The organism is Clostridium sp. AF36-4 (assembly GCF_003435975.1).
Classification (GTDB): Bacteria; Bacillota; Clostridia; order Lachnospirales; family Lachnospiraceae; genus Eubacterium_F.
In genome coordinates, this window is the sequence record NZ_QTVH01000020.1 from 23229 (window position 1) to 44483 (window position 21255).

Consider the following 21255-nt stretch of genomic DNA (forward strand, 5'->3'; position numbering starts at 1 on the left):
ATAATATTATGGAGGCATCATGAGAAAGACAAAAATTATTTGCACACTTGGTCCGTCAACTGACAGAGATGGTATTTTGGAACAATGTATCGAAAGTGGTATGAATGTTGCACGCCTGAATTTTTCACATGGCAGCCATGAAGAACAGCAAAAAAGAATTGACAAGCTGTATGAATTAAGAAAGAAATATCAAAAGCCAATTGCTGCTTTGTTAGATACCAAAGGTCCGGAAATTAGACTTGGTGATTTCAAAGATGGTAAAGTCAATTTGAAACAGGGACAAAAGTTTTCTCTTGTAACAAATGAAGTATTGGGGGATGAGACAAAGGCATATGTCACATACAAACAACTTCCGGAAGACGTAGAGCCGGGAACCCGCATTTTGATGGATGATGGGCTGGTGGAAATGATTGTTGAGGCGGTTGACGAGACACAGATTGACTGCGTGATTGTCGGTGACTGTGAATTGAAAAACCATAAAGGCGTTAATGTTCCGGGACTTCATTTGAATATGCCGTACATGAGTGAAAAAGATAAAAGCGATATTATTTTTGGAATCAATAACCACGTAGATTTTATTGCGGCTTCTTTTGTGCGTACCGTAAAAGATATTGAAGATATCCGTGCTTTTCTGCATGAAAATGGCGGTGATGGAATTCATATCATTGCCAAAATCGAGAACCGCGAGGGCGTTGAAAATATTGATGGAATTATTGCAGCGTCGGACGGCATTATGGTTGCACGTGGTGATATGGGCGTGGAACTGCCGGAAGAGGAAGTTCCGATTTTGCAGAAAATGATTATCGGAAAAGTATACGAAGCGGGCAAGCAGGTAATTACGGCAACGCAAATGCTCGATTCGATGATGAAAAATCCAAGACCAACAAGAGCGGAAGTTGCCGATGTGGCAAATGCAATTTACGATGGCACAAGTGCCATTATGCTTTCAGGTGAAACTGCTGCCGGAAAATATCCGGTGGAATCGGTTCAGACGATGGTGCGGATTGCAAATCGCACGGAAGCGGATATTGATTATGAAAAACGTTTTTATCATCGTGGCCGCCATGAAAAACCGGATGTTACAGAGGCTGTTTGTCATGCAACCTGTACAACGGCATACGATTTGAATGCTTCAGCCATCGTTGCGGTGACAAAATCCGGAAGAACCGCACGTATGATTTCCAGATACCGCCCGGCATGTCCGGTTCTCGGTGGAACGACGTCGAAAAGAGTCTGGCGTCAGATGGCAATGTCGTGGGGTGTATGTCCAATATTACTGGATGAGAAAACAGATGTATTTGCTTTGTTTGACCATGCAGTAGACAAAGGAAAATGTTCCGGACTTCTGAAATCAGGTGATTTAGCGGTGATTACATCGGGTGTTCCAATCGGAATATCCGGAACGACAAATATGCTTAAGGTTGTGAATGTAGAGTAAAACGAATCTTCTAAAAAAATATTTGATATGCTGGATTTATTTTATGCGAATAAGCATATGTGTGAAAAGATTCAGCACAAGATAAGTTTTAGGGGGTAAGTTTAATGCTGGATTCACGAAAGCGCGAAATTCGTATAAAAGCTGATTATTTTAGGGCAAATTGTAAAATTGGCAGATATGGTATCATTAATCTGTTCAAAGAATGTGAAAGAATGGGTTATAAATTAGTTAGGTATCCGCTGGGAGAAAATGCAGATCTTGGATTTATGATGAAAACACATTTATTGATGATAGTGTAACAGTAAATGGGAGAAGTACAGATGAAAAAGAACAGGAGGCAAACTATTTTGCCGCTTGTTTGTTAATGCCATCCGATGATGTTCATAGATTTATTGATTTGGAGATTCAAAATTTTCAGGAATGTGGATTATCAGCAATGGATATTGCCAGAATTATGTCTGAGTTTAACGTTAGTTTTGATATGGCATTAAATCGATTGGAAAGCCTAGGTGTGATTAATACAGACCAAAAGATGCGGCTTGATAATATTAAGACAGAGATGAAAGTTGGAAATTTACTTCGCGCGGTTGGTGGTAATAGCAAGCTGAATGAGCCTAGCGAAGTAATTGATATACCGCATGAGTATATTGATTATGTTATCTATAATTATAATCATAATGCAATTCCAAAAGAAACATTGGAACGTGTACTCGCTTATTATAAACTTGTCATAGATGATGTAAGTGACAAAATTGTTGAGTTCTCTGATGACGATGATGATTTAGATAATTTGATAGGAGAAATAGACGATTGAGAGTCTCTTTAGATACAAATGTTATTATTCATTTCTATAAGGCTGGTCTTGAGAATATTTTGTTTGATTTCTTTGATGAAGGGGTATTTATCTACGAGCAGATTCGCAATATTGAATTATATACAGATCAGAAGTTGAAGGATTTACAGATATATAAGATTTTTGAATATAATTTTTCGGAAAATAGAAACCTGTATGGTACTGGTGATTTGGGTGAAGTATATGTCATTATTACAATTTGAAGATGAGGTAATGCCATTTACTTTTGCTGATGTTTTGATATTACGCTATTTGGTTGGCAATGCTGATGAAAATCAAACAGTGAATGACTTTAACATGATTAATAACTCATCAAGTTTGAATTGGTCTTTTAAGAGTCAAGTGAGTAAGTTATTGTGATTGATGTAAAATACTATTCCTAACAAAGAAGTCACAAAACATATTTGACAAAATATAAAAATAATCATATACTAACGATAAGTAAAAAATGTATTTACTTCTTGAAAGTGGGTGACAATATGTTATATGATTATTTAGTTAACAATTATGAAAAAGGCGAACCAATTTTTCTCATGGATATTGTTATTAAAGGAATGACAGAGGAAAATATAAGGTATCATTTAAAAAAAATGACAGATGAAGGGATAATTGACCGATTTGATTCAGGAATTTACTATATTCCTAGGATTAATATTTTTGGTGAAAAATCTACTATTTCTGCTGAGACAGTTGCGCTTCATAAATATGTTTATCGTAGGGGAAAGAGAGTTGGTTTTTATTCAGGCTACACTCTTGCAAACCGGCTTGGGTTATCAACTCAAGTACCAATTAAGGAGGAGATTACTAGTAATTACGCACCTGCACAGGTTAGAGAAGTTAGCATTAAAAATCAAAAATATTTGATTCGAAGACCTGCGGTTACAATTACGGAGGAAAATGCATATGTTCTTCAATTACTTGATTGTTTGAAGGATATTGATAAATCAGCAGAGGAAGATATGAAAAAATGTGGAAAGATTTTGACAAACTATGCTAATGAACACAGAATTACAAGAGAGCAGGTGGATAAGTTATTGGCATATTATCCGTTGAAAATCTATAAAGCAATTTATGAAACAGGGGTGAAATATGTATCTGCATGAAGATAAAGAAATTATTATTTTTCAGACGATTATGTTGCATATGAAGATACGATAAAACAAATGAGAAAATTGGCAAAGATGATAAAGGAAGTCACTTGATAAATAAACTCCCCCTTCGTTGTCATAACAACGTATATTTTCCTATAATTATACTATATTAAATGGTATACTAATATCACAAATATACAGGAGGAAATAAAAATGACAGGAATAAAAAATATGGATATGTCGAAGGTTTTGGTTTTAAAGGATGAAGTAGCTTACCAGCCAGGACAAGTAGTATCAAAGACATTAGCACAGAATGAGCATTTGAGTGTAACTTTATTTGCATTTGATAAGGGCGAGGAAATCAGTACACATGAATCAGGCGGTGATGCCTTTGTTACTTGTCTTGATGGCGTTGGCAAAATCACAATTGATGGTGTTGATTATGAACTTCATGAAGGGGAGTCTATTGTTATGCCGGCAAAACACCCTCATGCTGTATTTGGAAAAGAGCAGTTTAAAATGTTGTTAGTTGTAGTTTTTTAATTAAGGAGATTTACCATGCCGTTTCAGTACAAGGTATCAGAAGATAAAAAAGTCCGTGTCATTATTGACACGGATGCTGCCTGTGAGGCAGATGACCCATTTGCAATTGCCCACGCGTTGATGTGCCAGAAGTTTGACGTGAGGGCAATTTTTGCTGAGCAGTTTAATCGAGAGGGAAGTACGCGACAGAGTTACGAAGAAATTTTGACGGTTTTGCGTGCAATGAAAAAAGAAGTTCCCGTTTTTATGGGAGAGGAAACAAAAATTTCTGAGAAAAAACAGGGCGAGGAAGTTTCACCTGCGGCTGACTTTTTGATTGAAGAAGCAATGAGGGTGGATGAAAAACCATTGTTTGTGCTATGCATTGGGGCGATTACCAATGTGGCGAGTGCGATGATGAAAAAGAAGGAAATTGCAAAACACATGACGATTGTGTGGATTGGTGGACAGGGGCATGCGTACAGCACGCCTGAAGTGCGTGAGTTCAATGCGGGAAATGATGTTGAGGCGATTAACTATGTGTTAAACAGTGGTGTGAATTTTTGGCAGATTCCAAATGATGTGTATGGAAAAATGAGAATTAGTCTTGCTGAGATTGAGAGACGGATTGCGCCATGCGGAGAAATTGGAAGACATTTATTTGAAAATATGGAAACATATAATCATTCGGAACATGCGGGATGGACAGCAGGGGAGAGCTGGACATTAGGTGATTCGCCGGCGGTTGGTGTGGTGCTTGATCCGGATTGTGGATTTTATCATGAAACCGAGGCGCCGATTATACTTGATGACACGACCAATAAATTTGAAAAAGGAAGACCGAAAATTCGGGTGTATACATCGGTGGATTCGCGGTTTATTCTGGAAGATTTTATTGCGAAACTGGAAGTTTTATATGGAAAGGGTTCCGATACAAAATAGATACAAAAAAGATGTATGATAGCAGGTGGTAAGGAGGATGTAAATGACAAAGATACTGATTGTGGAAGATGAAGAGGCAATTTCTGACTTGATTAAAATGAGCCTTACGAAGGCGGGATATCACTGTGAACAGGCGATGGACGGATTGGAAGCGGCAGATTGTATCGAGAATAATAATTATGATTTGATTCTTCTTGATATCATGCTTCCGGAAATTAATGGATATGAATTGCTGGAATACATAAAAACAAAAGAAACGCCCGTTATTTTTATTACGGCGATGGGCGAATTGAATGACCGTGTGAAAGGGCTTCGCGCAGGTGCTGATGATTACATTACAAAACCATTTGAAATGATTGAGCTTTTGGCGCGTGTGGAAACGGTTTTGCGGCGTTACCACAAAGTGGGTGGCACGATTGAGATTTTTGATACGGTAATTGATGTTTCTTCGCGGACAGTTACGCAGAATGGAAAGCAGATTATGCTTACGCTCAAAGAGTTTGAACTGCTTTTGTTTTTTGTGCGCAATAAAAATATTGCTTTGTATCGTGAAACAATTTATGAAAATATATGGGAAAATGATTATATGGGTGACAGCCGTACCGTAGATTTACATGTGCAGAGGCTGCGGAAGAAAATGAACTGGGGAAATCGAATTAAATCGGTTTACAAAGTTGGATATCGGCTGGAGGTGTAACGTGAAATTTTACTGGAAAATGTTTATTAGTTTTTTTATACTTATTTCCCTTACGTTTGCGGTCAGCGGAACATGGATGATTTCTGCTTCTTTCAAAACCTCTTTGCAGCGGGAAATTGAGATGGGGATGAGCCGGAATGAGCTGTATCGAACTGCTTTGCAAAATGCGGTGAGTGCCGTGCCGGCAGATTATTTTACAAAACAAAATCATTCTATGAAAGAAATCATAAGTTCACTGCAGGAAAGTCTCTTGGAAAAAGGCACTGATTTTTTTGTGTACAATAAAAAGAAGAAAACGATTTTTTCTTCGACGAAAAAAACAGAAGACGTTTCTTTGTTAGAAAATGTTGATAAGTCCCACAAAATTTATCAGGTCTGTCAAAAAGGTGAAAATTATTATCTGCGGACAGTCAGTTATTTATTTGTGACAGCGGATATGAATGGATATTATATTGAGACGCAAACGAATTTGCAGGAAATTTTTCAAAAGCGGGATGACATGACAAAGATGTATCATTACATCGTTTTGATTGTTTTGATATGCTGCGCGGTTTTGTCGTTTGTGATTTCGTATCTATTAACCTATCGGGTTCGAGCGCTGTCCGTGACGGCGCGGGCGTTTGCCAGAGGGCAGATGGAAGAACGTGCTAAAATCCGGGGAACGGATGAAATTGCAAAGCTTGCCATTGACTTTAACCAGATGGCAGATGAACTTCAGGAAAAAATGGAGCAGTTGGAGGAACACGTAAAGAGCCAGGAAGCGTTTACCGCTGCATTTGCCCACGAATTGAAAACACCACTGACGTCGATTATTGGTTATGCGGAATTGCTCCGCTCGATGTCTCTTTCAAAAGAGGAAGAACTGACGGCGGCAAACTATATTTTTTCACAGGGAAAACGGTTAGAATCACTCTCGTATAAATTGCTGGAATTGTTTGTTTTGCAAAAAGGTGAAATTTCTTTTTTGCCGGTAAATGTAGGAGAGGCGATTGAAGAGGTCAAACAGATTACAGCACAGGGACTTCAAAAAAAGGAAGTTATTTTGGAGGCATCATTTGATGAGGCAGTGCTTTTGCTGGAAAAAGATTTATTTATTTCCCTTTTAGTAAACTTGGTGGATAATGCTGCAAAGGCATCGCAGGCCGGCGGGCATATCCGGCTGACTGGTAAATGTGAAGAAAACCGCTATGCCATTATGGTAAGAGATGAAGGAAAAGGAATTCCGGAAAGCGAGATTAAAAATATTTTGGAGCCTTTTTATATGGTTGACAAATCTCGCTCCCGCAAAGAGGGGGGCGCAGGACTTGGTATGACGCTTTGTGCTGAAATTGTCCGTTTGCATCATGCAGAATGGAAAATTGAAAGCAAAGAAAATGAGGGAACAAAAATTACGATTTGGTTTTCTTTGGAGGGCGAAGAATGAAAAAAGGAATCAGAATTTTTTTGATGATTGTGGTGGTCGTTTTAGTTTTTGCCGGTGTACAGTGGGTGCCAAATATCGTGAATCAAATGCAGGAAAAAAAGGATTTAGGGCAGGCTGTGATTACGAAAGATTCAACATCGAAAAAGAATATAGGAATGCAATTATCGTATGCCGAAAAAATGGATATTTTGTCGGCATCGCCAAATCAGCTCTATTTGTTTAAAACGAAAAATAAAAAGCAGCTTTTGGAATACGATGGCAAATTTTTTGAAAAGCTGAATACACAATTGAAAAAATTTACGGAGTTAAAAATTATGGATTTTTCAAGGTTATCCAAAAATCTTGAAAAAAGTTTCAAACAGGCATCGTATTATTCGATTCAGCAGGAGTACGGAACCAATGGATTTCCAATTTGGATTTTATCTTTTTCATATAAAAATTCCGATTATTGGATTGGGTTTGATTTGGCACTTGAAAAGATTCTATATTTTAGTGCTGAGGGAGGAGAACCATTAAAATTTTTAACTAGAAATCATGTATCGGAGAAAGCAGGGGCGGCGAAATTTATAAAAAGAATTAAAAGGAAATTAGAAGAATATTATGGTGCAAAATGGGAAAAAGAAAGTTACAGCCATGATATGATTGCCAGGTTAATATTAGTTCAAAATATTGCCGTTTTTTCCAATAAGAACAATAGTGTTGTTCCTGTGAGAACCGTAATATGGGAAAATCCGACTGCCGGCAAATACAGTAATATAAAGATTAGTTTGGGTGGAATCGCATCGGAGGATGATTTCGATATGTCGGGTTCTTTATATTCCAATGGTTATGCGGTTTCAAGCACGATGAAATGATACAAAAAAGATACCTTCTTTTGGGCAAAAAGATACAAGTTCATTTTATGATTGTATCGTAGTCTGAAAGGAGGTCTTTTTGTGAGTAAAAGAAGCAGACGATACTTAATTTTAATTCTGGTTTTTGTGCTTTTCTTTGACAGCATTTTAGTTGGTATGTATTTGATGATTGATGCAAAAGGAGATAAGACGGAAAACCAAAATAGGATGGGGATGGGGCAAGTGGAGCAGAAGGTAGAATCTGTAAAAGCAGTAAAGCAGAAAAAAGGGGATTCACTTTTGGTGTTAGTAAACAAAGACAACAAAATGCCGGAAGATTTTTATCTGCCTTTGGTTCGTCTGAAAAATGGAAAATTTGTCGCAGAAAAAATGTATGCCTCACTTAGGGCTATGTGGTTTGATTGTGAAAGGGAAAATCCGGGTTACTCAATTGTTGTTTCCAGTGCTTACCGCAGTCATGCAAAACAAAGCAAGCTTTTACAAGAGGAAATTCAAAAAAATGAGCGGCTGGGAATGAGCTCGAAAGCGGCAAAAAAGGATGCACTCCGCACGGTTGCGCCACCCGGATTTAGTGAACATCAAACAGGACTGTGTGTGGATATCACGGCAAAGAATTTTCAATTATTAAACAGCGCACAGGAGAATACGCCGGAGAACAAATGGTTACAAAAGCACTGTAAAGATTATGGATTTGTGCTTCGTTATCCAAAAGGGCGTGAAACAGTAACCGGCTATTCGTATGAGCCGTGGCATTTTCGTTATGTAGGAAAAAAAGTCGCAAAAGAAATTACGCGGCGGGGCATTACGCTGGAAGAGTATGTCCGGGAGCAGTAGTTAAATATTTGTTGCCAGTTTTTTGGGATTGCAGTAATTTAATAGAAACCAAAAAAATACTAACAAACATTTTATCCCACCAACAATTTATGATATGATAAAAACAACCAAATCTATAAAATAGACACATTTACATAAAATATCCACCTATTACTTTTTTTCATGGCAGATTATAATTATTGTGTCGGGGGGTGAAAGAATGCTTCGAATGGAAATTGCGCTTATTATCATTTTAGGATTTATTGCGTATATGTATTATTCGGCAGAGAGAAAACATACGAAATTACACCGGACATTTTCTGTTTTGCTGCTGGTTGTAATCGTTCATCTTGTTTTTGATGCGGTAACGATTTATACGGTAAATCATTTGGAGCAGGTGTCAATCGCAGTAAACGATGCATTTCACCGGGTGTTTGTCGGAACGATGGCAGGTGTCTTGTACTTGTTTTACCGGTACATTGCTGCTGTTGTGGAGGAAGAGACCAAGAAAAAAATGATTTTTGACTGGCCGGCGAAAATCTTTTTGATTGTGTTGGAAATCATTGCACTTGTTTTTCCGATTGCATACATACAAACGCCAAATGGAAACTATTCGGCAGGTGCTTATGTGATTGCCAGTTATGGCGGAGTCGCGATTTATCTGGCACTGTGTGCAGGAATTTTAATCTGGAACTGGAAACAGATTCATGTGAAGAAAAAGTTTGCGATTGGAGTAGCACTTTGGGTTGAATTTTTGGTGTGCGGCTTGCAGGGGGCATACCCAACGTGGCTAATCAGTGGAATGGGAATTACATTGATGACGTTGTCCTTTTATCTGACTTTGGAAAATCCGGATATTCTCAGGGCTGAATTGACGGAGCAGAAAATGTCGATGCTGTATTTGAAAAGTCAGGTAAATCCACATTTTCTTTATAACACACTCGACACAATACGAATTCAGGCGCAGCTTAACGGGGATAAAAAAGTGGCGGATTTGTTGATGCGGCTGGTCGATTTTTTCCGCATCAGCGTAAAAGTGGACAGACAGATGGTAGCACTGGATGATGAGCTGGAATTGTTAGAAGCTTATATGGATTTGATGTGTTACCGATATCCGAATCTTCATTGTGAATACGATATAGACCCGGATTTGGGAGGAAGTCTTGTTCCGAATTTTATTTTACAGCCACTTGTTGAAAATAGTTTGCTGCACGGCTTGAAAAACAAAGGGTACCGGGGGGAGGTTGTCATTACGGCAAAAAAAGAGGGGAATGCAATCGAAATCCTGATTCGCGACAGCGGAAGTGGATTTACGGATGGCAGGAAAGATATCATTGATGAGATGCTTCTTCACTACGACAAGAAGCAGGCAAAACTAGAGGGAAACAGCATTGGTATTTTAAATGTGCAAAAAAGAATCAAATTGCTGTGTGGTCCAAAGTATGGACTCAGTTATATGGAAAATGAAACCGGCGGAGTGACGGCACGATTACTGCTGCCGCATGAGGAGGACGCAAAATGAAAAAACTGCGAGTGCTGCTGGTCGATGACGAGATAATGATTCGGGAAGGGTTTAAAAAGTTGTTTGACTGGGAAGCCCATGAGTGTGTCGTTGTCGGCGAGGCAGCGGATGGAATGGAAGCAATTACAAAAATTGATGAGGAGCAGCCTGATATTGTGATTATGGATATTAATATTCCGATTATTAACGGCCTGAAAGTGATTCAGTTAAGCCGGGTGAAATATCCGTCCATGGCTTTTGTGATTGTTTCCGGTTACGATGATTTTTCATATTGCAGGGAGGCTCTGCGGCTGCAGATTACGGACTATATTTTGAAGCCGGTCAATTACGAGGAATTTGGCTCTTGTATTGACCGGTTGAAAATTAGTCTCTATAATAACGAAGTAAAGGAAAAACCGGTTGTGAAAAAAGAACGTGTCATAACCGGAATTACAAAATATATGCAGGAACATCTTTCGGAAGACGTTAGTTTGCATATTCTTTCGGAAGAATTTCATTTAAATTCGCAGTACATCAGTCAGTTATTTAAAAACGAAATAGGGGTAAATTTTCTGACATACCTTACAAACATTCGGATGGAGCACGCAAAAAAACTGCTGCTTTCATCCTCGCTTTCGATCGCGGAAGTTTCAGAGCAGTCCGGTTATGGTGATTACCGCGTGTTTACGAAAGTATTTAAGAAATCAGAGGGAATTACACCATCGCAGTACCGGCGTGACTTCCTTTCCCAATAATTATAAGGAGTGAAAGAAAATGTTAAGAATAGAGAATTTGACAAAAACGTATGGTGAAAAAAGGGCAGTAGATAATCTTTCCCTTCATATTGCGCCGGGTGAAATTTATGGTTTTATCGGTCACAATGGAGCGGGAAAAACGACAACACTGAAAGCGGTTGTCGGGATTCTTCAATTTGATAAAGGCGAAGTTTTCATTAAAGGAGAATCCATCCGCAAAAATCCGCTTGCCTGCAAACAAAAAATTGCTTATATTCCGGATAATCCGGATTTGTATGAATTTATGACAGGAATCAAATTCTTAAATTTTATTGCGGATATTTTTGGCGTGACAGAAGAAAAACGGCAGGAGAGAATCCGCAAATATGCTGATTTGTTTGAGATGACAGAAAATCTTGCGCAGCCGATTGCTTCCTACTCACATGGTATGAAGCAAAAACTTGCGATTATATCTGCGTGGATTCATGAGCCAAAGTTAATTATAATGGATGAGCCGTTTGTCGGACTTGACCCGAAAGCAGCACACATTTTAAAACAGATGATGCGTGAGATATGTGATGAGGGAGGTGCTATCTTTTTCTCCACACACGTACTGGAAGTGGCAGAAAAATTGTGTGACAAAGTGGCGATTATCCGTAATGGACAATTGATTCAATCCGGTACCATGCAGGAAGTAAAGGGTGACGACAGCTTAGAAGAGGTATTTTTGGAATTGGAGGGAGAATGATGTTTCGTATACTTTTGAAAAAACAGATGACAGAAATTTTCCGTGCCTATTTTTATGATGCCAAAAAGAACAAAAAACGATCGGTTTTTTCTACCGTTTTGTTCTTTGGTTTTTTCATTATTCTTATGGTTGGTATTGTGGGAGGAATGTTTGCTTATTTGGCAGATTCTTTATGCAAACCATTTGCCATGGTAAATATGAAATGGCTGTATTTTCTTATTATGGGAATGATTGCAATTGCACTTGGCACATTCGGAAGTGTGTTTAATACCTATTCCGGTTTGTATTTGTCAAAGGATAATGATTTATTGTTGTCCATGCCAATTCCTATCCGGAGTATTCTGACAATAAGGCTTGTCAGTGTGTACTTAATGGGACTCATGTATTCGGCAATTGTGATGCTGCCGGCAGTTATTGTTTATTGGATTGAAGTTGAGGCAACACCTTTAACCGTTGTTGGTCCGGTGCTGTTGATTTTGTTAATTTCTCTTTTGGTATTAATTTTATCCTGTGTGCTTGGCTGGTGCGTGGCAAAGATAAGCTTGAAGTTAAAGAATAAAAGTTTTATTACCGTGATTTTGTCACTATGTTTTTTTGCCCTGTATTATTTTGTTTATTTTAAAGCGCAGGATTTGATTCAAAATCTTCTTATGAATGCGGCTGTTTACGGAGAAAAAGTAAAGGGGAGTGCATATCCGTTTTATCTGTTTGGAAAAATCGGAGAGGGCGACCTTTTAGCAATGCTTCTCTACACGGCTGTCATTGCCGTGTTATGTGCACTGACATTTGTTGTTTTGTCGCGGAGTTTTATTAAGATTGCGACTTCGAGCGGCAGTGTGAAAAAGGTTGTTTACAAAGAGAAAAAAGAAAAGAGAAAAACGCCTTTTATGGCAATTTTGCAGAAGGAGTTTGGGCGGTTTTTATCGAGTCCGAATTATATGCTCAATTGCGGGCTTGGTGTGATTGCACTTCCAATTGTTGGTGTTGTCATGTTTTTTAAGGGAAATGACATTTTGGATTTCATGAATATGATTTTCGGAAGCGAAAGAGAGGGCATGCTAATTGTCCTTGTTGTGACTGCACTTAGTTTATTAGCGTCGATGAATGACATGGTTGTTCCGTCGGTATCGCTGGAAGGAAAAAATATTTGGATTGCACAGTCATTGCCGATGGATTTGTGGCAGGTGCTTCGTGCCAAACTTAGCGTGCAGCTCTTGCTTACCATCGTGCCGCTTATTGTGTGCGAAATCTGTTTTGCAATTGTACTGCCAAGTCATGGGATAGAAACTATTCTTGGTTTGATAGTGCCGATTGTGTTTGCAATCTTCCTTACATTGTTTGGATTGTTTCTTGGATTGCAGATGCCAAATCTATCCTGGACAAATGAGCTGGCGCCGATTAAGCAGAGTCTTAGTGTTGTGATTTCGATGTTTGGTGGATGGGTTGTTTCCATAGTGCTGTCGGTGCTTTATTATACGACGGCGTATCCAATGGGAGTTTCTTTGTATTTTGCGGTGATTTTGGTTGCATTTGCGATAGCAAGTGTGGTACTTTGTATATGGTTGAAAAAGAAGGGAACAATTATTTTTGCCAATTTATCAGCGTAAAGTCAGAAAGGGAAGCATTATGAGCAATGGATTTGTTATGATAACGGGAGCAAGTTCCGGGATAGGAAAAGCGTTTGCTGCGCAGTTCGCAAAAAAAGGTTATGATTTGATTCTGGTGGCGAGACGGAAAGAGCGATTGCAGGAACTCGCAGAGGAATGGACGAAAAAGGGACGCAAATGCCTTGTTCTGACGGCTGACCTTGCGAAGAAAAAGGAATGCCGCAAGATAATGGAAGAAGTAGAAAAATTACCGGTAAAGGTATTTATTAATAATGCAGGTTTTGGCGACTGCGGCAGTTTTTTAGAGACGGATTTAAGTAAAGAAATGGAAATGATTCACGTCAATATTCGTGCGATGCATTTTCTTATGAAGCAGATGCTCTGCCAGATGGAAAAACAGGGAGAGGGTTCGATTCTTAATGTTGCATCTTCTGCAGGACTCTTCCCGGCCGGTCCCTATATGGCGACTTATTATGCGACAAAATCGTATGTCACAAGTCTGACGCGTGCCGTGGCACTTGAATTAAAGGAAAAGAAAAGTAATGTGTATGTGGGTGCACTCTGTCCGGGACCGGTTGACACCGAATTTAATAAAGTGGCAAATGTAGAATTTGCAATACCGTCTATCACACCGACATACTGCGCTGCTTATGCAATTCGTAAAATGGAAAAACGAAAAATCGTAATTGTTCCGAAAAATAAAATGAAAGTGCTCGCATTTATCAGTAGAGTTCTGCCGCAGAGCCTGGTTATCCGCATGACCGCACGGCAGCAGAAGAAGAAGCGGAGCCGGTAGGTTTTTGGGGGAGGCCAAAAAAAAGGGTTGCGTTTTGTGAGCGCTTTCGCTAGACAAACGCAACTCTTTTTTTTTGATAAGTTACGGCCTCTTCCCAAAAGGTTACCGATAACTGAGTTATAGAAATTGGTCGTTTGAAATGTTTTTTTTTGAGGGTGGGGGAGGTAATGCAACCTTTTGAGCAAAATTAAGTAAAAAAAGTTGTTTCCTACGGAATTACGGAAAACAAAAAAGTACCAACGAACACTTGACACAGTGCCGAAATGCTGATAAACAGGGCGTTTGTGAGAATTCAAAGGTGCCGGATAATGAGAATAGGGCACTGGCGGAGGAGAGCCAGCAAGTTATATGAGCTTTGCATTGAAGCCAGGCGGATTGCAGGGATATGTGGAAGCTATGGCGGAGTTTAATTAAACACGAAGTGAAATGACACCGGTCAGAGAAATCTGACCGGTGTTTTTTCATCCTGATAAATTGAAGATTGCAAATTGAAATGTTCAATTTCTAATTGTGAAAGAATAGAAATGGTGGTATACTGAGATATAGTTAGACATTTCGTGTTAGGTATTCCTGGAGGATAACGATGACAGTTAATTACGATAAGTTGTGGAACATATTAAATGAACGTGGAATGATGAAAACGGAGCTTATAAAAGAGGCAAAGATAAGCACAAATGCTATGGCAAAATTGGGCAAGAATGAAGATGTCCGAGTGGGAGTATTGGCAAAGATTTGTGTGGCGCTAGGGTGTAAGCTGGATGATATTGTAGAGATAGAGTCCTGATAATGGGACAGGGTTTGTGAGAAGATTTTATATGGGGTAGTGGAATTTTTGTTTACTTGAACTTCCGATAATACAAAATTATGAGAAGTTTAAAGATGTGTGAAGGAGGTAGCGATGGTTTCAAATTTTGATTTTTTGAAGAAAGATTTTCCGGTTCTTTCAAATTTTGGAGAAATGGCTGAGAAATATTGTTACTCTGATTCAAATTCATGTTTAATGAAGTTGGGTATGATTGGAGAAACTATTGTAAATTTAATGTTTACATATGATAGAATTGCATTTCCACATGATAACACAGCAGTTGCACGTATAGACAAATTAAGTAGAGAAGGGTTACTTACAAGTGATTTAGTTGCTATTTTGCATGGTCTTAGAAAGGTAAGAAATAAAGCAGTACATGAAAATTATGCTTCGATAGCAGATGACAAAACATTTTTGCCGATGGCACACAGTCTCTGTGAATGGTTTATGCAGACCTATGGAGATTGGAATTATTCTCATAAAGATTTTGTCATGCCGGAAGAAAATACAGTATTAGGTACAGTTGATAAAGAGGCTGAAGAGAAAAAGGAATCAGAACTCACAAAGTTAGCAGAACAAATGGCAGCAGCGGCTCCGATTATTGAACAGACAGAGCGTAAGAAGCAAGCTTATAAAGCAGCCAATCAAAGACCAAAAACAGAAGCGGAAACTCGTTTCTTGATTGATGAACAATTACGAATGGTAGGATGGGATGCAGATACCGAAAATCTGCGCTACTCCAAGGGAACTCGTCCTACAAAAGGTAGAAATCTCGCAATCGCTGAATATCCTACGAATTCTAAAGTGGGAAATAGAGGATATGCAGATTATGCACTTTTTGTAGGAGAGAAATTAGTTGGTATTATCGAAGCAAAAGCTATTCATAAGGATATCCCTTCTGTTATTGATTATCAAGGAAAAGACTATCCAAGATGTATTCGAAAAGAAGATGAGAAATACGTTATAGATACATGGGGAGAATTTAAAGTTCCATTTACCTTTGCAACAAATGGAAGACCTTACCTTGAGCAGTATAAGACAAAATCCGGTATCTGGTTTTTGGATTTAAGGAAACCGGATAATTCGCCGATGGCATTACGGGGCTGGATGAGTCCCGATGGAATGGAAGAATTGCTTGCTGCGGATATAGAAGGTAAGAATAAGAATCTGAAGGAAATGTCATATGACCTTTTGACAGATAAAGACGGACTGAATTTGAGACCTTATCAGCTGAATGCAATTAGGGCGGCAGAAGAGGCTGTTATTAGCGGAAAGCAAACCGCATTATTAGCAATGGCTACCGGTACAGGTAAAACAAGAACTGTATTAGGTATGATTTACCGATTCCTTAAGACAGAGAGATTTCGTCGCATCTTATTTTTGGTAGACCGTACAGCATTAGGAGAACAGGCTCAGGATGTTTTCGAAGAAGTAAAAATGGAAGATCTCCTCACGCTTGATGATATTTATAATATTAAAGGTTTAGAAGACAAAACAATTGATAAGGAGACTCGTATCCACATTTCGACTGTTCAGGGAATGGTTAAGCGAATTATGTACAATGATGGTGAAACCATGCCTGCTGTTTCAGATTATGATTTGCTCATAATAGATGAAGCACACCGCGGATACATCCTAGACAAAGAAATGGGAGAAGATGAGGCTCTTTATAGAGACCAAAGAGAATATCAGAGTAAGTATAGGTCAGTTATAGAATATTTTAATGCTGTGAAAATTGCACTTACAGCAACACCGGCATTACAGACTACAGAAATCTTTGGAGAACCGGTTTTTAAATATACCTATCGTGAGGCTGTTATTGAGGGATATTTGGTAGATCATGATGCACCTCATGAGTTAAAGACTAAATTAAATACAGAAGGTATTCATTATAAAAAGGGTGATGCGGTTACAATATATGACCCAATCACCGGAGAAATCGAAAATAGTGAGTTGATAGAGGATGAACTGGATTTTGATGTAGATTCATTTAATAAGCAGGTTATAGTAGAATCCTTTAATAGAACGGTTTTGGAAGAAATAGCAAAAAATATAGATCCAGAATCCCCGAGGGAACAGGGGAAAACATTGATTTATGCTGTTAATGATGACCATGCAGATATGATTGTATCAATACTCAAGGATATTTACACAGAATATGGTGTTGATAATGATGCAATTATGAAGATTACTGGCAGTGTAGCCAACGGAAATAAAAAGAAAATACAAGAGGCAATAAAGCGTTTCAAAAATGAAGATTATCCATCCATTGTTGTCACGGTTGATTTGTTGACAACAGGTATTGATGTACCTTCGATTTCAACGTTAGTGTTTATGCGCCGTGTTAAATCCCGTATTTTGTTTGAGCAGATGTTGGGACGTGCTACACGTTTGTGCAAAGAGATTCACAAGACACATTTTGATATTTATGACCCTGTTGGTGTTTACGATGCTTTAGAGGATGTCAATACAATGAAACCAGTAGTAGCAAATCCAAGCACATCATTTACACAGTTATTAGATGGTTTAGAGGAATTGAATGATGAAGCACACGTAAAGAATCAGATTAATCAGGTAATCGCAAAGCTACAGCGTAAAAAGAAAAATATTGATGCAAAAACGATGGAGCATTTCATTGATATGTCAGGAGGAATGGACCCGACACAGTTTGTAGTTGATATTCAAAAACGCAGTCCGGAAGATGCTAAAAAGAGATTGTTGGCATATTACGATTTATTTCGTATGCTTCAGGAAAGTAAGCCAAATGGTGGCAGACCTGTTGTTATTTCTGATAAACAAGATACTTTTATTGAAGAGAGAAGGGGTTACGGAAATAAAGATGTCCGCCCAGAAGATTACATAGATGCATTCTCAAGCTATATTCAAAATAATATCAATGAGATTGCAGCATTAAAAATTATCTGTACAAATCCGCGTGAACTTACCAGGGATAGCTTGAAGTCCCTGATGCTTACGTTGGATAGAGAGGGATATACAACACAGCAATTAAATACGGCAATATCACAATTGACAAATGAGGAAATGGCAGCAGATATTATAAGCTTGATTCGCAGATATGCTATAGGTTCAGTGCTTATCGGCCATGAGGCAAGAATTAGAAAGGCTGTGGATCGATTGCGAAAAGCACATTCTTTTACTATGCAGGAACAAAACTGGATTAAGAGAATGGAAGATTATTTGCTGAATGAATCAGTACTGAATATTACAGTATTTGATGAGGACAGTCGTTTCAAATCTCAGGGTGGATTTGCGAAGATAAATAAAATATTTAGTGACAAATTAGAAAGTGTCGTTTTAGAACTCAATGAGTATCTATACGATGATGGAGGAAGAACTGCATGACAACACAAGAAATCGTATCAAAACTTTGGAATCTCTGTAATGTGTTAAGAGATGATGGCATTACATATCATCAGTATGTAACAGAGCTTACATATATTCTATTCTTAAAGATGGCGAAAGAAACCGGTGCAGAGAAGCAGATACCAGAAGATTATCGTTGGGATGTATTGAAGTCAAAAAGCGGAGTTGAATTAAAGAAATTTTATAAAGAATTGCTCAATCATTTGGGCGAGAATTGTACAGGACGAGTAAGAGAAATTTACCAAGGCTCTGCGACTAATATCGAGGAGCCGAAGAACCTCGAAAAAATCATTACAACGATTGATGGTCTTGATTGGTTTTCTGCTCGCGAAGAAGGACTTGGTAATCTATATGAAGGATTATTGGAGAAAAATGCGAACGAAAAGAAATCCGGAGCAGGTCAGTATTTTACACCTAGAGTCCTTATTGATGTGATGACAAGATTGATGAAACCACAGCCGGGAGAACGCTGTAATGACCCGGCCTGTGGAACGTTTGGATTCATGATTTCTGCAAGCCAGTATGTGAGAGAGAATACAGATGATTTATTCCAATTAGATGCGGATACTGCAAAATTCGAAAGAGAAGAGGCGTTTACCGGCTGTGAGCTTGTGCATGATACACATAGACTTGCATTGATGAATGCAATGCTACATGATATTGAAGGTGAAATAAAGCTGGCAGATACTTTATCCAATGCTGGAAAAGAAATGAAAGGATATGATGTAGTATTAACGAACCCGCCTTTTGGGACCAAGAAGGGTGGAGAGCGTGCTACAAGAGACGACTTTACCTTTCCAACCAGTAATAAGCAGCTAAATTTCCTGCAGCATATTTACAGAAGTTTGAATACAGATGGCAAAGCAAGAGCAGCAGTTGTATTGCCGGATAATGTTTTATTTGCAGATGGAGATGGCGAAAAAATTCGTAAAGACCTTATGGAAAAATGCAATCTGCATACAATCCTTAGATTGCCTACCGGTATTTTCTATGCTCAGGGAGTAAAGACAAATGTATTATTCTTTACGAGAGGTAAAACGGACAAGGCGAATACTAAAGAAGTTTGGATATATGACCTCAGAAATGACATGCCATCATTTGGAAAGACAAATCCTTTGAAAAAAAAAGATTTTGATGACTTTGTTGCTTGCTATGCGGATGGTGATTTGTCAGCACGTAAAGAAACATACAGTGAAGAAAATCCGAATGGAAGATGGAGAAAATTCACATATGATGAAATTTTGGCAAGGGATAAAACAAGTCTTGATATTACATGGATGAAGAGTGATTCGGGGACAGATGATTACACTCTTGCAGAATTGTTAGAACAAATAAAAGAAAAGTCATCCAACATATCTAAGGCGGTTGCGGAATTGGAAGCACTTATAGGAGAGGTGGAAGAATAATGGATACAAAAGCATTACGACAAAAAATTCTTGACCTTGCTATTCGCGGTAAATTAGTTCCACAGGATCCAAACGATGAACCAGCATCCGTATTGCTGGAGCGTATCAGAGCTGAAAAACAACAGATGGTCAAGGAGGGTAAGTTAAAACCTAAGGATATTAAGAATGATACAATCATATTTGTTGGTGAGGATAATTTACATTATGAGAAGTTTCAAGATGGTAGTGTAAAATGTATTGAAGATGAGATACCTTTTGAAGTGCCGGAAGGATGGAGTTGGGCACGTTTAAATCAGATATTTAATTTCATAGATTACCGAGGATCGACGCCAACAAAAATTTCCTCTGGTGTACCACTTATAACAGCAAAAAATGTAAAATCTGGGTATATTGATTATACGGTTGATGACTATATAAGTGAAGACGAATATGCAGACAGACAACAAAGAGGAATTTCATGTTATGGAGATATTCTATTTACAACAGAAGCTCCATTGGGGAATGCTGCTATTGCTGATTTAGATAAATTTAGTGCGGGGCAACGCCTTATAACATTTCAGCATTACGGAAATCAGAAACTAAATAATACGAACTTTTTATATTTCCTTTTATCTGATTTTTTTCAAAACCAGTTAAATGCTAATAAAACAGGAAGTACAGTTGCAGGTATAAAAGCTGCTATTTTAAAAGGACTGTTTCTTCCCGTTCCGCCTATAGAAGAACAACAACGTATTGCAGCTTCTTGTAAAAATATGTTCAATATGATTGAGATAGTTAAAAATGAACAAGAAGATATTTCAAAATTGATTTCTATCACAAAATCAAAAATACTCGACCTTGCCATCCGTGGCAAACTTGTACCACAAGACCCTAATGATGAACCGGCTTCAGTTCTTCTAGATCGTATACAATCAGAGAAAGAAGAACTTATCAAAGCAGGTAAAATCAAGCGTGATAAGAAAGAATCTGTCATCTTCAAAGGTGAGGATAACTCTTATTATGAGAAGATAGGTGATAAGATTCGTTGTATTGATGCTGAAATTCCCTTTGACCTGCCTGAGTTGTGGACTTTTGCAAGGCTCAAACACATTGGTGGAATCGTCGGCGGTGGAACGCCCAAAACCAATATTGGTAAATATTGGGATGGAAATATTCCTTGGTTGACCCCTGCTGATCTCAGTGGTTATGATAGTATGTATATTTCTACCGGTTCAAGAACCATCACTGATTTCGGCTTGAAATCATCATCTGCTCAAATGCTTCCTGCAAATTCGATTTTATATTCAAGCCGTGCACCGATAGGTTATACTGCAATCGCAACAAATCCTGTTTGCACCAATCAAGGATTTAAGTCTGTTGTCCCTTACGACTTTTCTATAAGTCCCTATTTATATTACAGTCTTAAGGCCAGAACTGACAATATAATTCAACGTGCGACCGGAACAACTTTCAAAGAAATTTCTGGTTCCGAAATGGCCGAAACAATAATTCCTATACCGCCATTAAATGAACAGTCCAAGATTGTTGAGAAGGTAACACAGTTGCAAGAAGTTATTTCATTAATAGAAAAAAGCCTCAACTGAGGCTCCAGACTGTAGACAAAGTCCACGACAAATGTCGTGGATTTTTCTCGTATTAAAG

Annotated in this window: 20 protein-coding genes; all 20 read left to right on the forward strand. The window is 38.4% G+C overall.

Going from position 1 to position 21255, the window contains the following annotated elements:
- Positions 1-19: 19 nt before the first annotated feature.
- The 20 genes from pyk to DW005_RS10490 all read left to right on the forward strand — a co-directional run bounded on the left by pyk (position 20) and on the right by DW005_RS10490 (position 21197).
- Complete coding sequence (gene pyk, locus DW005_RS10400; protein ID WP_181975028.1) at positions 20-1438, forward strand: pyruvate kinase; 1419 nt, start codon at positions 20-22, stop codon at positions 1436-1438.
- Between the two features lie 104 nt (positions 1439-1542).
- Positions 1543-1737 (forward strand): hypothetical protein, encoded by a 195-nt coding sequence (locus DW005_RS14220; RefSeq protein WP_242989424.1) that lies wholly within the window; start codon positions 1543-1545, stop codon positions 1735-1737.
- Positions 1722-2252, forward strand: a complete 531-nt coding sequence (locus DW005_RS14225; RefSeq protein WP_347461654.1) for an ImmA/IrrE family metallo-endopeptidase — start codon at positions 1722-1724, stop codon at positions 2250-2252. The genes DW005_RS14220 and DW005_RS14225 overlap by 16 nt, the downstream gene beginning before the upstream one ends.
- The gene (locus DW005_RS10410; RefSeq protein WP_117479261.1) at positions 2249-2494 is read left to right on the forward strand and encodes a hypothetical protein; all 246 of its coding nucleotides are present in this window, start codon (positions 2249-2251) and stop codon (positions 2492-2494) included. Before DW005_RS14225 ends, DW005_RS10410 begins: the two co-directional genes overlap by 4 nt.
- A gap of 276 nt (positions 2495-2770) precedes the next feature.
- Positions 2771-3394, forward strand: coding sequence for a DUF6088 family protein (locus DW005_RS10415; protein ID WP_117479262.1), 624 nt, complete (start codon positions 2771-2773; stop codon positions 3392-3394).
- A gap of 201 nt (positions 3395-3595) precedes the next feature.
- Complete coding sequence (locus DW005_RS10420) at positions 3596-3925, forward strand: cupin domain-containing protein (RefSeq protein ID WP_117479263.1); 330 nt, start codon at positions 3596-3598, stop codon at positions 3923-3925.
- Between the two features lie 15 nt (positions 3926-3940).
- Entirely contained in the window at positions 3941-4846 is a 906-nt protein-coding gene (locus DW005_RS10425) for a nucleoside hydrolase (protein ID WP_117479264.1), read from the forward strand.
- 43 nt (positions 4847-4889) lie between these two features.
- On the forward strand, positions 4890-5543 hold the full coding sequence (locus tag DW005_RS10430) for a response regulator transcription factor (RefSeq protein WP_117479265.1): 654 nt from the start codon (positions 4890-4892) through the stop codon (positions 5541-5543).
- A 1-nt stretch (position 5544) separates the two neighbouring features.
- Positions 5545-6966: a HAMP domain-containing sensor histidine kinase gene (locus DW005_RS10435; RefSeq protein WP_117479266.1), complete on the forward strand. Its 1422-nt coding sequence runs from the start codon at positions 5545-5547 to the stop codon at positions 6964-6966.
- Complete coding sequence (locus DW005_RS10440) at positions 6963-7820, forward strand: hypothetical protein (protein WP_117479267.1); 858 nt, start codon at positions 6963-6965, stop codon at positions 7818-7820. Before DW005_RS10435 ends, DW005_RS10440 begins: the two co-directional genes overlap by 4 nt.
- An 81-nt stretch (positions 7821-7901) precedes the next feature.
- Positions 7902-8654 (forward strand): M15 family metallopeptidase, encoded by a 753-nt coding sequence (locus DW005_RS10445; RefSeq protein ID WP_117479268.1) that lies wholly within the window; start codon positions 7902-7904, stop codon positions 8652-8654.
- Positions 8655-8853: 199 nt separating this feature from the next.
- The gene (locus tag DW005_RS10450) at positions 8854-10155 is read left to right on the forward strand and encodes a histidine kinase (protein WP_117479269.1); all 1302 of its coding nucleotides are present in this window, start codon (positions 8854-8856) and stop codon (positions 10153-10155) included.
- Positions 10152-10889: a response regulator gene (locus DW005_RS10455; RefSeq protein ID WP_117479270.1), complete on the forward strand. Its 738-nt coding sequence runs from the start codon at positions 10152-10154 to the stop codon at positions 10887-10889. Before DW005_RS10450 ends, DW005_RS10455 begins: the two co-directional genes overlap by 4 nt.
- 19 nt (positions 10890-10908) lie before the next feature.
- A complete protein-coding gene (locus DW005_RS10460) occupies positions 10909-11616 on the forward strand; it encodes an ABC transporter ATP-binding protein (protein ID WP_117479271.1) in 708 nt (235 codons plus the stop codon).
- The gene (locus DW005_RS10465; protein WP_147324436.1) at positions 11613-13223 is read left to right on the forward strand and encodes a hypothetical protein; all 1611 of its coding nucleotides are present in this window, start codon (positions 11613-11615) and stop codon (positions 13221-13223) included. Before DW005_RS10460 ends, DW005_RS10465 begins: the two co-directional genes overlap by 4 nt.
- A 19-nt stretch (positions 13224-13242) precedes the next feature.
- The gene (locus DW005_RS10470; RefSeq protein WP_117479274.1) at positions 13243-14019 is read left to right on the forward strand and encodes an SDR family oxidoreductase; all 777 of its coding nucleotides are present in this window, start codon (positions 13243-13245) and stop codon (positions 14017-14019) included.
- A gap of 583 nt (positions 14020-14602) precedes the next feature.
- Positions 14603-14803, forward strand: a complete 201-nt coding sequence (locus tag DW005_RS10475) for a helix-turn-helix transcriptional regulator (protein WP_022376183.1) — start codon at positions 14603-14605, stop codon at positions 14801-14803.
- A gap of 114 nt (positions 14804-14917) precedes the next feature.
- On the forward strand, positions 14918-18187 hold the full coding sequence (gene hsdR / locus DW005_RS10480) for a type I restriction-modification system endonuclease (protein ID WP_022376182.1): 3270 nt from the start codon (positions 14918-14920) through the stop codon (positions 18185-18187).
- Positions 18184-19614 carry an N-6 DNA methylase gene (locus DW005_RS10485; protein WP_022376181.1) on the forward strand — a complete coding sequence of 477 codons (1431 nt, stop codon included), beginning with the start codon at positions 18184-18186 and terminating at the stop codon, positions 19612-19614. Before hsdR ends, DW005_RS10485 begins: the two co-directional genes overlap by 4 nt.
- Entirely contained in the window at positions 19614-21197 is a 1584-nt protein-coding gene (locus tag DW005_RS10490; RefSeq protein ID WP_117479273.1) for a restriction endonuclease subunit S, read from the forward strand. Before DW005_RS10485 ends, DW005_RS10490 begins: the two co-directional genes overlap by 1 nt.
- The last annotated feature ends 58 nt before the right edge of the window (positions 21198-21255 follow it).

Excerpts from the sequence above, each read along its gene's own strand:
- DW005_RS10450 (WP_117479269.1), top strand. The coding sequence starts at position 8,854 with ATGCTTCGAATGGAAATTGCGCTTATTATCATTTTAGGATTTATTGCG.
- hsdR (WP_022376182.1), top strand. The coding sequence starts at position 14,918 with ATGGTTTCAAATTTTGATTTTTTGAAGAAAGATTTTCCGGTTCTTTCA.
- DW005_RS10485 (WP_022376181.1), top strand. The coding sequence starts at position 18,184 with ATGACAACACAAGAAATCGTATCAAAACTTTGGAATCTCTGTAATGTG.
- pyk (WP_181975028.1), top strand. The coding sequence starts at position 20 with ATGAGAAAGACAAAAATTATTTGCACACTTGGTCCGTCAACTGACAGA.
- DW005_RS10420 (WP_117479263.1), top strand. The coding sequence starts at position 3,596 with ATGACAGGAATAAAAAATATGGATATGTCGAAGGTTTTGGTTTTAAAG.
- DW005_RS10460 (WP_117479271.1), top strand. The coding sequence starts at position 10,909 with ATGTTAAGAATAGAGAATTTGACAAAAACGTATGGTGAAAAAAGGGCA.
- DW005_RS10455 (WP_117479270.1), top strand. The coding sequence starts at position 10,152 with ATGAAAAAACTGCGAGTGCTGCTGGTCGATGACGAGATAATGATTCGG.
- DW005_RS10440 (WP_117479267.1), top strand. The coding sequence starts at position 6,963 with ATGAAAAAAGGAATCAGAATTTTTTTGATGATTGTGGTGGTCGTTTTA.
- DW005_RS10490 (WP_117479273.1), top strand. The coding sequence starts at position 19,614 with ATGGATACAAAAGCATTACGACAAAAAATTCTTGACCTTGCTATTCGC.
- DW005_RS10415 (WP_117479262.1), top strand. The coding sequence starts at position 2,771 with ATGTTATATGATTATTTAGTTAACAATTATGAAAAAGGCGAACCAATT.
- DW005_RS10470 (WP_117479274.1), top strand. The coding sequence starts at position 13,243 with ATGAGCAATGGATTTGTTATGATAACGGGAGCAAGTTCCGGGATAGGA.
- DW005_RS10425 (WP_117479264.1), top strand. The coding sequence starts at position 3,941 with ATGCCGTTTCAGTACAAGGTATCAGAAGATAAAAAAGTCCGTGTCATT.
- DW005_RS10430 (WP_117479265.1), top strand. The coding sequence starts at position 4,890 with ATGACAAAGATACTGATTGTGGAAGATGAAGAGGCAATTTCTGACTTG.
- DW005_RS10465 (WP_147324436.1), top strand. The coding sequence starts at position 11,613 with ATGATGTTTCGTATACTTTTGAAAAAACAGATGACAGAAATTTTCCGT.
- DW005_RS14220 (WP_242989424.1), top strand. The coding sequence starts at position 1,543 with ATGCTGGATTCACGAAAGCGCGAAATTCGTATAAAAGCTGATTATTTT.
- DW005_RS10475 (WP_022376183.1), top strand. The coding sequence starts at position 14,603 with ATGACAGTTAATTACGATAAGTTGTGGAACATATTAAATGAACGTGGA.